The organism is Colwellia meonggei (assembly GCF_057537295.1).
Window position 1 is genome coordinate 555,116 of sequence record NZ_BAAJLZ010000001.1, and the last position, 14,074, is coordinate 569,189.

The 14,074-nt window shown below is 41.1% G+C and carries 11 protein-coding genes; all 11 read left to right on the top strand.

The genetic code is table 11. The features are described from left to right. The first annotated feature begins 12 nt into the window (after nucleotides 1-12). From AC27E9_RS02555 to ftsA, 11 genes are read left to right on the top strand one after another with little or no spacing between them, the layout of a single operon-like run. A complete protein-coding gene (locus tag AC27E9_RS02555; protein WP_487126965.1) occupies nucleotides 13-1,770 on the top strand; it encodes a peptidoglycan D,D-transpeptidase FtsI family protein in 1,758 nt (585 codons plus the stop codon). Further along, nucleotides 1,763-3,352 carry a UDP-N-acetylmuramoyl-L-alanyl-D-glutamate--2,6-diaminopimelate ligase gene (locus AC27E9_RS02560; RefSeq protein ID WP_487126967.1) on the top strand — a complete coding sequence of 530 codons (1,590 nt, stop codon included), beginning with the start codon at nucleotides 1,763-1,765 and terminating at the stop codon, nucleotides 3,350-3,352. The genes AC27E9_RS02555 and AC27E9_RS02560 overlap by 8 nt, the downstream gene beginning before the upstream one ends. Then, nucleotides 3,349-4,749 (top strand): UDP-N-acetylmuramoyl-tripeptide--D-alanyl-D-alanine ligase, encoded by a 1,401-nt coding sequence (locus AC27E9_RS02565; protein ID WP_487126969.1) that lies wholly within the window; start codon nucleotides 3,349-3,351, stop codon nucleotides 4,747-4,749. Before AC27E9_RS02560 ends, AC27E9_RS02565 begins: the two co-directional genes overlap by 4 nt. Continuing rightward, a complete protein-coding gene (gene mraY, locus AC27E9_RS02570; RefSeq protein ID WP_487126971.1) occupies nucleotides 4,749-5,831 on the top strand; it encodes a phospho-N-acetylmuramoyl-pentapeptide-transferase in 1,083 nt (360 codons plus the stop codon). Before AC27E9_RS02565 ends, mraY begins: the two co-directional genes overlap by 1 nt. A gap of 52 nt (nucleotides 5,832-5,883) precedes the next feature. Further along, on the top strand, nucleotides 5,884-7,275 hold the full coding sequence (murD, locus tag AC27E9_RS02575) for a UDP-N-acetylmuramoyl-L-alanine--D-glutamate ligase (protein ID WP_487126973.1): 1,392 nt from the start codon (nucleotides 5,884-5,886) through the stop codon (nucleotides 7,273-7,275). Further along, complete coding sequence (gene ftsW / locus AC27E9_RS02580; RefSeq protein WP_487126975.1) at nucleotides 7,275-8,525, top strand: cell division protein FtsW; 1,251 nt, start codon at nucleotides 7,275-7,277, stop codon at nucleotides 8,523-8,525. The genes murD and ftsW overlap by 1 nt, the downstream gene beginning before the upstream one ends. Continuing rightward, nucleotides 8,518-9,645: an undecaprenyldiphospho-muramoylpentapeptide beta-N-acetylglucosaminyltransferase gene (murG, locus tag AC27E9_RS02585; RefSeq protein WP_487126977.1), complete on the top strand. Its 1,128-nt coding sequence runs from the start codon at nucleotides 8,518-8,520 to the stop codon at nucleotides 9,643-9,645. The genes ftsW and murG overlap by 8 nt, the downstream gene beginning before the upstream one ends. 29 nt (nucleotides 9,646-9,674) lie before the next feature. Next, on the top strand, nucleotides 9,675-11,114 hold the full coding sequence (gene murC, locus AC27E9_RS02590; RefSeq protein ID WP_487128267.1) for a UDP-N-acetylmuramate--L-alanine ligase: 1,440 nt from the start codon (nucleotides 9,675-9,677) through the stop codon (nucleotides 11,112-11,114). Beyond that, nucleotides 11,111-12,046, top strand: a complete 936-nt coding sequence (locus AC27E9_RS02595; RefSeq protein WP_487126979.1) for a D-alanine--D-alanine ligase — start codon at nucleotides 11,111-11,113, stop codon at nucleotides 12,044-12,046. The genes murC and AC27E9_RS02595 overlap by 4 nt, the downstream gene beginning before the upstream one ends. Nucleotides 12,047-12,048: 2 nt before the next feature. Continuing rightward, nucleotides 12,049-12,828 carry a cell division protein FtsQ/DivIB gene (locus tag AC27E9_RS02600; RefSeq protein ID WP_487126981.1) on the top strand — a complete coding sequence of 260 codons (780 nt, stop codon included), beginning with the start codon at nucleotides 12,049-12,051 and terminating at the stop codon, nucleotides 12,826-12,828. Between the two features lie 5 nt (nucleotides 12,829-12,833). Further along, nucleotides 12,834-14,069, top strand: coding sequence for a cell division protein FtsA (gene ftsA / locus AC27E9_RS02605; protein ID WP_487126983.1), 1,236 nt, complete (start codon nucleotides 12,834-12,836; stop codon nucleotides 14,067-14,069). Nucleotides 14,070-14,074: the final 5 nt, after the last annotated feature.

Here is a 14,074-nt window from a genome sequence, read left to right on the forward strand (position 1 = left end):
ATGAATCGAGCAGTGAAAAAATCAGCACAGTTTAAACCGAACACCGTAGCATGGCGTTTTTACGTTGTGTTAGCGACGGTTGTGCTGATTTATGCTGGTTTGATGGCACGTACGGCTTATATTCAGGTTATTGAACCTGACATGTTAAAAAAACAGGGTGATAATCGCTCATTGCGCACTAACACTAAAACGGTACAACGTGGTTCTATAGTTGACCGAAACGGTCATGAACTAGCAATTAGTGTACCCGTAGAAACGGTGTGGGCGGATCCAAAGATCATCTTCGAAAGTAATGCACTAACCATGGACAAACACTGGCAAGCTCTAGCTGATGTGCTTGGACAGAATGTTAATAAGTTAAAAGTTCGAGTAACAAAAAATCCTAATAAGCGTTTTGTTTATATTGAGCGTAAAGTTGCACCTGCGATGGCAAATTATATTCGTGAATTAAAAATTCCAGGTATACATCTACGTAAAGAGTCGAAACGTTTTTATCCTGCCGGTGAAATTAGTTCACATATTGTTGGTTTTACCAATGTTGATGATAAAGGTATTGAAGGCGTTGAACGTGTTTATGATCAGTTATTAACTGGTGAAAATGGCGAAAAAAAATATCGTAAAGACGCGAAAGGTAGAAAAATTGAAATTCTATCAGTAAAAGAATCAACGCCACCAAAAGACATTATTTTAAGTATTGATCAACGTATTCAAGCATTGGCTTATAGTGAACTTAAAGGTGCGGTAAAAGCCTTTAAAGCAACGTCTGGGTCTGCTGTTGTTACCAATGTGCATACCGGTGAAGTATTAGCGCTAGTAAATAGTCCGTCATACAACCCAAACAATCGTGCAGGTGTTGCTATTCATCGTTTTCGTAATCGCGCCATTACCGACATTTATGAGCCTGGTTCAACCATGAAGCCACTAACGGTATTAACCGCGTTAGAGTTTGGTAGTGTTGAAAAAGACAGTATTGTTGATACTTATCCAGGATGGATGCGTTTAGGTGGCAGCCGCGTTGCTGATCCTCGGTATTTAGGAAAAATTACCTTGCCAGAATTATTAGTACACTCTTCTAATATGGGCACTACTAAGCTGGCGTTATCAGTACCGAAAGATTATTTAATTGATAAGTTTTTTGATGCTGGCTTTTCAGAAGATACAGGAACTGGCTTAGTGGGCGAAAGTTCGGGCATGATGCATGATAGATCTCGCTGGTCAAAATTTGAATTAGCGACCTTATCTTGGGGGCATGGAGTTGCAATTACGCCGATACAATTAGCCCGTTTTTATTCAACACTAGGCAACGGCGGTTTGAAGAAACCATTAACAATATTAAAGCAGCCAAAGGGTAGTGAGCTTGCTGATGAAAGTGAGCGAATTTTCTCGCAAGAACACAGTCAAAATGTTGTAGAAATGCTTGAACATGTGGTGAACGAGCAATATACCGTGGCAAAAGTCGATGGTTATCGTGTTGGTGGTAAAAGTGGTACTGCGATTAAAGCGTTTGCTGGCGGTTATGGTAACGATTATGTTGGTTTATTTGCCGGCGTAGCACCTATATCGAATCCTGAAATTGCTGTAGTGGTGGTCATTGATGATCCCGGTGGTGATTTATATCATGGCGGTGAAGTCGCCGCGCCGGTGTTTTCGAGAATAATGAAAGGAGCACTGCGGTTGCTGAATGTTCCGCCTGATGCGAATTCAATAATATCTTCACTGCCAACAGAGCAACAATTTGATAAATCCCATAAGGAGCGTGACCATGTCTGATCACGCTTTACGCGTTTATAATCGCCCAACTTTATTATCAGCCATTGATGCTGTGTTATCGGTTGCTGAAATAGCACTAGCACCGCAAGAATATTCGCTGCTTAAACAAATGCTTGCTAGCCAGCGGACCGTCAATTTAGTCAATGATACTCGTGCTTTACACGCTGGCGATGTTTTTTGTGCTGTTATTGGCACGGTACAAGACGGTCGACAGTATGTTGAGCAAGCCATAGATACAGGGTGTGCTATGGTGTTGGAAGAAACACAAAGCACTTCGGAACATGGGCAATTGCACTGGCATGAAACAAACGCAGGTTTAGTTGTGCCAGTTCTTCGTTTTTATCAGTTAAACGATAACTTATTTGCGGTGGCAAAAGCATTTTATGGTTCGCCGCAGCAGTCTCTCAATATTGTTGGTATAACGGGCACAAATGGTAAAACCAGCACTAGCCAAATTATTGCTAATTTACTTGATGAGTGTAGAAAAAACTGTGCAGTTATTGGTACTACAGGTGCAGGCAAACTTTCGAATTTGCAGACAATTGAAAATACCACACCTGGGGCAACGCAACTTCATCAACTGTTGGCGCAGTTTGCTGAGCAAAATATTTCTGATGTTGCCATGGAAGTGTCCTCACATGCACTGGCACAAAAGCGTGTTACCGCTGAATTATTTAATGTTGCGGTTTATACCAATTTAACACGTGATCATCTAGATTTTCATAATACTATGGCGGCTTATGCTGAGGCTAAGTGGGCGATATTCTCACAGAATGCTAAACAAGTTGCGGTCATCAATGCCGATGATGCTCAAGCTCAAACTTGGCTGAAAAATTGGCCATCAATGCAACCGCTGGTGGTATATGGCCGAAATGAAAGCATTCAAAGCTATCCTCGATTTGTGCTAGCTAAAAATATTAAACATCATGGTAATGGCGTGAGCTTTCAGCTGCATACCGAGCGTGGGCAATGCGAGATAACGAGTAAGTTACTTGGCGACTTTAATGTTGAAAATTTACTCGCCGCTATCGCGGTATTAATGATTGAGAATATTGCCTTAACGGAGCTTGCCAAAGCGGTAAAAAATATTTCTGCGATAATCGGCCGAATGGAAGCCTTTACAGGCAGTGAAAAACCTACTGCTGTCGTTGATTACGCTCATACGCCTGATGCGTTATCGAGTGCACTTGATGCTTGTCGTTTGCATTGTCGAGGCAAGCTTTGGGTTGTATTTGGTTGCGGTGGTGATCGTGATGTTGGCAAACGTGTGCAAATGGCGCAAGTAGCGGAACAAAAAGCAGACAGTATTATCATAACTAATGATAATCCGCGTACTGAAAGCCCTGAAGCAATAGCACAAGCAATCATAGCTGGCTTATCGACAACTGAAAATGTCATGAAAATTTTAGATAGAGAACAAGCTGTTTTAACTGCATTACACAATGCCAGCGCCGATGATGTTGTGCTGTGTGCAGGAAAAGGTCATGAAGACTATATTATTTTTGGTCAGCAAAAACAGTACTACGATGAACGCGCTGTTGTTGCGCGCTTTTATGCTAATGACGGTGAGGGCAAATTATGATCCCATTATTATTAGCTGAAGTTGCTGAAGCTATTGATGGACAATTGAATGGTGAAAACCTAACCATTAATGCAATTAGTACTGACAGTCGAGCATTAAACAAAGGTGATGTCTTTCTAGCATTAAAAGGGCCAAATTTTGATGGTCATAAATTTGTTGCTCAGGCGAGTGAACTAGGTTGCAGTGCTGTTATTGTGCAACAACTAAGCACTGACGTTGATATTAGCCAAATAGTGGTTGAAGACTGTCATAAGGCGTTAGGACAAATTGCCGCTTACGTTAAGAGTAAAGTCGCACCTAAAACAGTTGCCATCACAGGTAGCAGCGGTAAAACCACAGTAAAAGAAATGGTTGCGGCAATTTTAGGGCGATTAGGTAATGTTTTAGCGACCAAAGGCAATTTTAATAATGACATTGGTGTACCACTAACGTTATTACGATTAGAGCAAGAACATGATTTTGCTGTTGTTGAATTAGGAGCAAACCATATTGGAGAAATTGCGTACACCTCAGCATTGGTTAAGCCTGACGTGGCAATAATTAATAACATTGCTGCCGCACATTTAGAGGGTTTTGGTGATTTATCTGGTGTCGCTCGAGCAAAAGGTGAGATTTTCCAAGGTTTAGTGGCTGGTGGCGTGGCAATTTATAGTCAAGATAATCAATGGGCTCATAAATGGCAATGGCGCTTAACAGACAAAAATATTCGAAATTTTTCTTCTCAAGGCAAGGCCGATTGTTATAGCCATGAGGAAGTACTTGATGATAACGGTTGCGCTAGCTTTAAACTAACAACACCGAAAGGAAGTACTTATATCGAGCTGACTGTGCCTGGTCATCACAATGTTTCAAATGCCGTTGCTGCTGCGACAATAGCGCTAGAATTTGGTGCCAGTGTCGAAGATATTCGTTTAGGTTTAGCTGAAATGGCACCAGTTAAAGGGCGCTTAAATCTACATCAGCTAAATAAAGATATGAAGTTAATTGATGATACGTACAACGCAAATGTTGAGTCAATTAATGCCGCTTCAGATTTGTTAGCAAGTTACTCAGGTAGAAGGGTGCTAATTTTAGGCGATATGGGTGAATTGGGCAGTGAGGCACGCCAATACCACCAAGAAGTTGGAGAACATGCCAAGCAACAAGGTATAGATGATTTATTGACACTGGGTGTTTTGAGTCAAAATACCTCAGATGCTTTTTATCAAGGGCAAGTTCATTCAACTCAACATTTTACTAGTAGAGAAAAATTGTTATCACGATTACAAATGTTGCTTCAAGATGAAGCACAACAAATTACTATTTTAGTTAAAGGTTCACGCAGTGCTCATATGGAATACGTAGTAGCTGATATTATTCAATGGCAAAACAGCCAAACTACGCAGGAGCATGCATAATGTTACTTTGGTTAGGTGAGTATCTCACTCAATATTTTTCATTTTTTAACGTATTTTCTTATTTAACTTTTCGAGCGATTGTTTCAACTTTGACGGCTTTAGCGCTTTCATTGTATTTCGGACCTAAGCTGATACGTGCTTTGCAAAGAATGCAAATAGGTCAAACTGTGCGTGATGATGGCCCAGAAAGTCATTTATCAAAGTCAGGAACACCGACTATGGGGGGCATCTTAATTCTGGCATCTATTGTTATAAGTGTGCTGTTGTGGGCCGATTTAAGTAATACCTATGTTTGGGTGGTGTTATTTGTTGTTGTTAGTTTCGGTTTAATTGGTTTTGTTGATGATTACCGCAAGGTTATTCGTAAGGACTCAAATGGCCTAATTGCCCGCTGGAAGTACTTTTGGCAAACCGTTGCTGGTTTAGCAACAGCAATATTTTTATATCAATTCGCGCAAAGCCCTGAAGAAACAACTTTGCTTATTCCATTTATTAAAAATGTCTTACCTCAGCTTGGTTTGCTGTACATCGGATTAGTCTACTTTGTCATTGTTGGTACCAGTAATGCTGTGAACTTAACAGATGGCTTAGATGGCTTAGCTATAGTGCCAACCATTATGGTGGCCGGTGCTTTTGCTGTTTTTGCTTATATGACAGGTAATGCTGTTTTCTCTGAATATTTACATATTCCGCACATTGCCTTAGCTAGTGAATTAGTGGTGGTATGTACAGCTATTGTAGGTGCTGGCCTTGGATTTCTATGGTTTAACACGTATCCGGCGCAGGTGTTTATGGGCGATGTAGGCTCATTGGCTTTAGGGGCTGCATTAGGTGTCATTGCAGTACTGGTTCGCCAGGAATTAGTGTTGTTTATTATGGGCGGTGTTTTTGTCATGGAAACTCTGTCAGTTATTTTACAAGTAGGTTCGTATAAATTACGTGGTCAGCGTATTTTTCGTATGGCACCAATACATCATCACTATGAGTTAAAAGGTTGGCCAGAGCCGCGAGTAATCGTACGCTTTTGGATTATCTCTTTAGTGTTAGTGTTGATTGGTTTGGCAACGTTAAAGTTACGTTAATAGCGAAAGTATTAGAATTTAAATTATGGTTTTATAAGGTGAAAGTAAACGCGTGAGTAAGCAATTGCAATCGTCAGTAACGACGCAATTTGACAAAAAAAATGTGGTGATCTTAGGTATAGGGATCACAGGTTTGTCGTGCGCGCGCTTTTTACATCGTCATCAGATAGCGTTCGCTGTTAACGACAGCCGAGCAATGCCAATATCACCTGGCGATTTTAAACATCAGTTTGCTGACAACACTTTAGTGTTAGGCAAATGGGATCATAGTTTAATTTCAAAAGCTGATGTGCTGATTGTTAGCCCTGGCATTGATTTAGCCGACCCTAAAATCAAAGCGGCATTACCAGCGCAATGCGACATTATTGGTGATATAGAATTATTTTGTCGACTCAGTTCAACGCCAGTGATTGCAGTTACGGGTTCAAACGGTAAGTCGACCGTTGTCTCTATGTTAAATCATGTTGGCAATGCACTGGGCTATAAAGTGCAATTAGGTGGCAATATTGGTTTACCTGTTTTAGACCAAATAGAACAACCGGCTGATTTTATTGTTTTGGAATTATCCAGTTTTCAATTAGAAACTGTATGTAGCATGTCGGCACTATCTGCAACTGTTTTAAATATTAGTGATGATCATTTAGATCGCCATAAATCCATAGAAAACTATGGGGCAATTAAACAGCGCATTTATCATCAATGTCAAAATGCTATTTATAACCGAGATGACACTGCGACATTACCTTATCAGCAATATAATGACAGCGCAGAATTTAGCTTTGGTAGCGATCAGCCTCAGGCTGGTCAATTTGGTATTGCTAATATTGCTGGTGAAAGCCAGCTAATGTTTGGAAATAAAGTACTAATTGCGATTAAAGGTTTACCACTACAGGGTATTCATAACGCACTTAATTACTTAGCTGTTTTAGCGTTAGGGAAAGGCGCAGGTTGGAACTTAGACGCTATGCTTGCAAGTTTAAAAACTTTTAAAGGCTTAGCACATCGTTGTGAAGTGATTGAAACTAGTGATGATATTCGCTGGGTTAATGATTCAAAAGCGACAAATGTTGGCGCCACAATAGCTGCTATTGAAGGATTAGCACCAACACTAGGAACTAACAAGCTAATTTTGATTGCTGGCGGTGATGGTAAAGGTGCTGATTTCTCGCCTTTGACGCCTGCGTTAACAGAACAAGTTGATTACTTAATAACACTAGGTAAAGATGGCGATCAAATTGCCGATTTGCGCTTACCTAATCAAATCGAAAAAACACGGCGGGTTGATAGTTTAGTTGATGCCGTTCAATGTGCTCGTATGCAAGCGAATTCGGGCGACATGGTATTATTATCACCTGCCTGTGCAAGTTTAGATATGTTTGCAAATTATGTGGAACGTGGTGTGGTGTTCATTAAGTCAGTGCTTTTGCCTAAGGAGCGTGATTAATGTCTGCTTCTTTTGCGCAACTATCACAATGGGCTATGCCGAAATGGTTGAAAATGGAGTCGTCCTCTGTTTCAACTTTTGATAGAAGTTATCTGATCCTCGCGCTAAGCATGTACATGATTGGCTTAGTCATGGTGGCAAGCTCGTCAATGCCGGTGGCGGAGCGATTATTTGATAATCCTTTTCACTTTGTCGTTCGCCACATGATTTATATTTGTTTAAGTTTAGTGATAGCGGCTGCAGCCTTGCAAATTCCCATGAGCCGTTGGCACCAGTATAGCGGTAATTTATTGCTGCTAGGCATAGTATTGCTGATCGTAGTCTTACTGATTGGTCGAAATGTTAATGGTTCGACCCGTTGGATTGTTGTGGGCCCTATTACAGTGCAAGCTGCCGAGCCGGCAAAATTATTTTTCTTTTGTTATTTATCCGCGTACTTAGTTCGACGACGTGATGAAGTGATGGAAAATATCAAAGGCTTCGCAAAACCTTTGGTGGTATTTGGTGTGTTGGGCGGCCTTCTACTGATGCAGCCAGACTTAGGCACTATTATCGTGATGTTCGTAACCACATTTGGTTTGCTCTTTTTAGCTGGTGCTAAGTTGTGGCAGTTTATTGCTATTGCCGGTGTTGGTATTAGCTTACTATCGATGTTGGCTTATTTTTCTCCTTATCGCTGGGCACGAGTTACCGGCTTTTTAGACCCATGGAAAGATCCTTTCGGCAGTGGCTATCAGTTAACGCAGTCCTTGATGGCATACGGTCGTGGAGAGTCATTTGGTCAAGGCTTAGGTAATAGTGTTCAAAAGCTTGAATATTTACCTGAAGCTCATACTGACTTTGTTATGGCAGTACTTGCTGAAGAGTTTGGTTTTGTCGGTATCAGCATTATTTTGTTGTTAAGCATGGCATTGGTGTTTAAAGCGTTATTGCTGGGGCGTAAAGCAGTGAACCAAGAAAAGTATTTTGAAGGTTTTTTTGCCTATGCCATTGGTATTTGGTTTTGCTTCCAAGCCGCGGTAAATATTGGCGCTAGTGCAGGTATTGTTCCGACGAAAGGCTTAACCATGCCGTTGATAAGTTATGGCGGTAGCTCGATGATTATTATGACGATTGCAGTCGTTATTCTAATCCGTATTGATCATGAAATTAGATTGCAAAGTATTCAAGCCACTAGTCGTACTAATGGCACTAAAAAGAAGGTGAAGAAAGTTAAACAAAGTAATGTGCTGGAGGGCGAAAATGACTGAGCAAACTCAACAAGTTAATAGTGAACAAAGTCATGATGTAAAGCGTCCAACAATTTTAGTGATGGCTGGCGGTACCGGCGGACATATATTTCCGGGTATTGCGGTTGCAGAAGCGTTAGTGAAAAAAGGCTGGAAGATACATTGGTTAGGCACAGCAGAGCGAATGGAAGCCGATATCGTACCTAAGCAAGGCTACCCGATTTCATTCATTAATATTGCCGGTATTCGTAATAAAGGTTGGCAAACGTGGTTGAAAACGCCATTTAAAATTTTGCAATCGGTTATGCAATCTATTCGTGTATTACGTGAAGTTAAACCTGATGTTGTTTTAGGCATGGGCGGCTATGCTAGCGCGCCTGGTGGGGTTGCAGCTTGGCTATTAAGAATTCCATTAGTATTGCATGAGCAAAACGCAGTGGCAGGAATGAGTAACCGCTTTTTGTCTCATATCGCAACACAAACCCTGAGTGCATTTCCTGGTGCGTTTAGTGAACGGGTTACGCCTAATGTAGTTGGTAACCCACTACGTAGCGATATTATTGCCATTGACAATGTAATACCAGAACAACCAGCCACCAGCAAAAAAGTGTTAGTGGTAGGTGGCAGTTTAGGTGCAAAAATTTTAAATGACGTTGTGCCACAGGCAATGAAGCAAATAAAAGTTCAGAGTATTGATGTTTGGCATCAAACCGGTGGCGGCAATGAACAGGCAGTATTAAATAGTTATCAGGACTTTGGTGTACCGCAAGAAAAAGTAAAGGTAACAGAATTTATTGATGATATGGCGAGTGCCTATCAGTGGGCCGATGTAGTGATATGCCGCGCTGGTGCATTAACTGTTTCTGAGTTAGCTATGGCCGCAAAGCCAGCGATTTTTGTTCCGCTGCCGCATGCTGTTGATGACCACCAAACTAAAAATGCCATGTATTTAGTTAACTGTGGCGCGGCAAAGTTAATTGCCCAAAAAGAATTTAATGGTACAACCCTTGGACAAATGCTGAACAGTTTATTCATCTCTGACAAAGTGGTGCAGCAAATGTCGAAAGCCGCACATAATGCTGCACATGCCGATGCTACTAAGCAGGTTGCGCAAAGTTGTGTAGAGGTTGCCGAGTTATGAGTAAGAACATGAGTAGAGATAAAAGTAAAATGAGCCCTTCAGAAAATAGCTTTAACCGAGTGCCTGAAATGCGCCGAGTAAAAACCATTCATTTTGTTGGTATTGGCGGTGCAGGTATGGGTGGTATTGCGGAAGTACTTCTTAATGAAGGTTACAAGATTACTGGCTCAGATATTGGTGAAAATCAAGTTGTAAAAAGATTAACCACATTAGGTGCAAAAATTACCATTGGCCATCATCAAAGCAATATTGACGGTGCTAGCGTTATTGTCGTTTCTACGGCAATTGATAGTGAAAACCCAGAGCTAGTTGCTGCGAATGAAAAGCGTATTCCTGTTGTACGTCGTGCGGAAATGTTAGCGGAGCTGATGCGTTTTCGACATGGTATTGCTATTGCTGGCACGCATGGTAAAACAACGACAACCAGTTTAATTGCCAGTATTTTTGCACAGGCAAATCTAGACCCTACGTTTGTTATTGGCGGTTTATTAAATAGCGCTGGCACTAATGCTCGTCTTGGCAGTAGCCGCTATTTGATTGCTGAGGCTGATGAAAGTGACGCATCGTTTTTGCATTTACAGCCAATGGTTGCAGTAATAACAAATATTGACGAAGACCATATGGAAACGTACCAAGGTGACTTTGAAAAACTAAAAGACACCTATATTGAATTTCTGCATAACTTACCGTTTTACGGTTTAGCTGTGGTTTGTTTAGACAATCCTGTGGTTCGTGAAATTTTACCAAGAATTGGTCGTCAGGTGATCACTTATGGTTTCTGTGAAGATGCTGATGTCAGAGCGAGCCATTACCAGCAGTCTGCAGGCATGAGCTCGTTTGTTGTTGAACGTGAAGGTAGTGCACCGCTAAAACTGAGTGTTAATTTACCTGGTGAGCATAATGTTTTAAATGCCTTAGCTGGTGTTGCTGTTGCAATTGATGAAGGTGTTGATGACCTTGCTATTCAACAGGCTCTGCAAGGTTTTGCGGGAATTGGTCGCCGTTTTGAAAAACTGGCAACATTGCGCACAGCGAAAGGAGAGATGACCTTAATTGATGACTATGGTCATCATCCAACAGAAGTGAAAGCAACCATAGACGCAATGCGAAATGGCTGGCCGGATAAAAAATTAGCCATGGTTTTTCAACCGCATCGTTATTCTAGAACTCGTGACCTTTATGAGGACTTCGTTGAAGTACTTTCTGAAGTTGACTGTTTGTTCTTGTTAGATGTTTATGCAGCGGGAGAAGCTCCTATTGCTAATGCTGACAGTAAAAGTTTGGCACGCAGTATACGCCAGCGAGGACAGGTTGAGCCTATTTATGTTAGCGATAGTAGTAAATTAGCAGAATTGATGTCGGCACAATTGGCCGATGGTGACATGGTTATCACGCAAGGTGCCGGTAACATTGGCGCGATTGCTCGCAGCTTGGCAAATGATGAAAAATTAATGGTAACAAAATCATGAAGCCTATTAATCAACAAAAGCTAGCAGTGTTATACGGTGGAACGTCAGCTGAGCGAGAGGTATCACTTAATTCCGGTAAAGCTATTGCTAATGGTTTGATAAAAGCAGGTTTTGCTGTGCAGTTAATTGATACTCAAGATTACTGTTTAAGTGACCTAGCTACTTTAGATATTGACCGAGTATTTATTGCGTTGCATGGTCGTGGTGGAGAAGACGGTTGTGTGCAAGGCGCATTGCAATATATGAATATTCCTTATACCGGCTCTGATGTATTAGGCTCGGCGTTATCAATGGATAAAATACGTAGCAAGCAAGTCTTTCAGGCAATGAACTTACCAACAGCACCGTTTGCTATTGTAAATAAGTTGGCATATCAAAAACAAGACGCCTCGAAAATACTACAGCAGCTAGGCGATATTGTAATGGTTAAGCCAGCTAATGAAGGTTCGAGTATCGGTATGTCGAAAGCGACTAGTGCAGAAGCTTTGCATGCGGCGTTAATAGAAGCCTTTAACTATGACCAGCAAGTATTAGTGGAAGCGTGGATAAAAGGGCCAGAATATACTGTTGCTATTTTAGGGCAAACGCCCATGCCAGTTATTCATATGGAAACTCCACATGACTTTTATGATTATGATGCGAAATATAAATCGACCAGCACTCAATATCATTGTCCATCTCATTTATCAGCTAGTGATGAAGCTGAAATACAGGCAATAGCATTAAAAGCATTTAATGCGACAGGTGCGAAAGGTTGGGGTCGAGTCGATGTTATGCGCGATGAGCAAGGACAATGGCAACTGCTGGAAGTAAATACAGTTCCTGGGATGACAGAAACCTCTTTAGTACCAAAAGCAGCAAAAGTATATGGCTTAAGTTTTAGTGAATTAGTCAGCAAAATTGTAGAAATAAGCGCAGAAGGTAGCGTGTAAATATGACAAAGGCGATAAAGCAACAACTTCCATTATCGGAAGAAGTAGAAAATCTGCACTGGACCTTTTGGTTAGGTGTAGCGTTTTTTGTTGCAGTAATTGTTGCCATATTGTCATTTAGTGTTTTTCTCAATAAGCGTTTAAGTGCGGAAGAATCTGCGCCAGTAACAACAATCGCGATTGCAGGTGAAATGCTTTACACCACACGTATTGATATTGAAAATGCCATTGAGCAAGTTAATTTAGGTAATTTTTTCAATTTAGACGTTAATGATGTTCAGAAAAAGGTAGCAAAACTACCTTGGGTTTATTCTGTTTCAGTACGAAAAAAATGGCCAGATGAACTGAAAATTTACGTTGTCGACCAAAAGCCTATAGCTCATTGGAATGGTGATTTTCTAATAAATGAAAATGGTATTGCTTTTCAGGCTGACATTGCGCGGTTAAGTGCTAAACTACCGGCTTTTTTTGGCCCTGAAGGTAGTGAGCAGTTAGCTCTAGAAAATTTTAAGAATTTAAACAAGTTACTCGACTTTAGCCAATTGGCAATTGACGAGCTTGTACTTTCAGAACGATTTGCCTGGCAGCTGACTTTAGATGATGGTGTCACCATTAATCTTGGACGCGATAATCGCGTTGAGCGCATACAGCGTTTTATGGATGTATATCCACAAATAAAATTAAATAAAAAAGCAGATCAACAAGTTGATTATGTTGACCTGAGATACGATACCGGTTTAGCCGTTGGTTGGAAAACCGCAAACAACAAAGAAAGAGTTTAGCGTTAATGTCAAAAATAACTGAAAGAAATTTAGTGGTTGGCTTGGATATTGGAACGTCAAAAATTTCAGTAGCCGTAGGTGAAATCACGCCAGACAATCAACTCAGTATTGTTGGAGTGGGTAATCAGCCCGCACGAGGTATGGATAAAGGTGGTGTCAATGACCTAAACCTTGTTATTCAATCTATTCAGCGTGCAATTAATGAAGCGGAGTTAATGGCTGACTGTCATATAACTTCGGTTTATTTAGGTATTTCTGGCAAACATATTAGTTGTCAAAATGAAAATGGCATGGTGCCGATTAATGACAAAGAAGTGATGCAGGATGATGTTGATAATGTTATTCACACCGCACGCTCTGTACCTATTTCTGCAGAACGTAGAATGCTGCATGTCTTGCCACAAGAATACAGCATTGATGTACAAGACGGTATCAAAAGCCCAATAGGTATGTCGGGCGTTCGTATGGAAGCAAAAGTTCATATTGTCACTTGCGCCAATGATATGGCTAAAAATATTGTCAAATGTGTTGAACGTTGTGACTTAAAAGCTGATCAACTGATTTTCTCAGCCCTGGCATCAAGTTATGCAGTATTAACCGATGATGAAAAAGAGTTAGGTATTTGTGTGGTTGATATGGGCGCAGGCACTATGGATATTTCCGTATTCACTGGCGGCGCACTACGCCATACCGCGGTTATCCCAGTTGCTGGCAATCAAGTAACCAGCGATATTGCGAAAATTTTCCGTACACCGTTGAGCCACGCAGAAGAAATTAAAGTGCAATATGCCTGTGCGCTGCGCCAAATGGTTAGCATGGAAGAAAATATTGAAGTGCCAAGTGTAGGTGGCAGACCTGCACGCTCTATGTCTCGTCATACATTGGCTGAAGTTGTAGAGCCGAGATATCACGAATTGTTTGAATTAGTGCAAGAAGAATTACGTGAATGCGGTTTGGAAGACCAAATAGCCGCAGGTTATGTACTAACGGGCGGTACTGCAAAAATGGAAGGGGTAGTGGAGTTTGCTGAAGAAGTATTCCAAATGCCAGTGCGTGTTGCCCAGCCTGCGGATGTATGTGGATTAAAAGAATATGTTAATGACCCAACATATTCTACGGTTGTTGGCTTGTTGCATTACGGTATGCAAGCAAATCAGCAACAAAATAACGAGCAAAAGAAAAGTGAATCAGTCGGTAGCATTGGTTCACGTGTTTTAGCTTGGTTTAAAGGTGAATTTTAATTATT

Coding starts and splice junctions, on each gene's coding strand:
- AC27E9_RS02560 (WP_487126967.1), top strand. CDS start 1,763: ATGTCTGATCACGCTTTACGCGTTTATAATCGCCCAACTTTATTATCA.
- AC27E9_RS02565 (WP_487126969.1), top strand. CDS start 3,349: ATGATCCCATTATTATTAGCTGAAGTTGCTGAAGCTATTGATGGACAA.
- mraY (WP_487126971.1), top strand. CDS start 4,749: ATGTTACTTTGGTTAGGTGAGTATCTCACTCAATATTTTTCATTTTTT.
- ftsW (WP_487126975.1), top strand. CDS start 7,275: ATGTCTGCTTCTTTTGCGCAACTATCACAATGGGCTATGCCGAAATGG.
- murG (WP_487126977.1), top strand. CDS start 8,518: ATGACTGAGCAAACTCAACAAGTTAATAGTGAACAAAGTCATGATGTA.
- murC (WP_487128267.1), top strand. CDS start 9,675: ATGAGCCCTTCAGAAAATAGCTTTAACCGAGTGCCTGAAATGCGCCGA.
- AC27E9_RS02595 (WP_487126979.1), top strand. CDS start 11,111: ATGAAGCCTATTAATCAACAAAAGCTAGCAGTGTTATACGGTGGAACG.
- AC27E9_RS02600 (WP_487126981.1), top strand. CDS start 12,049: ATGACAAAGGCGATAAAGCAACAACTTCCATTATCGGAAGAAGTAGAA.
- ftsA (WP_487126983.1), top strand. CDS start 12,834: ATGTCAAAAATAACTGAAAGAAATTTAGTGGTTGGCTTGGATATTGGA.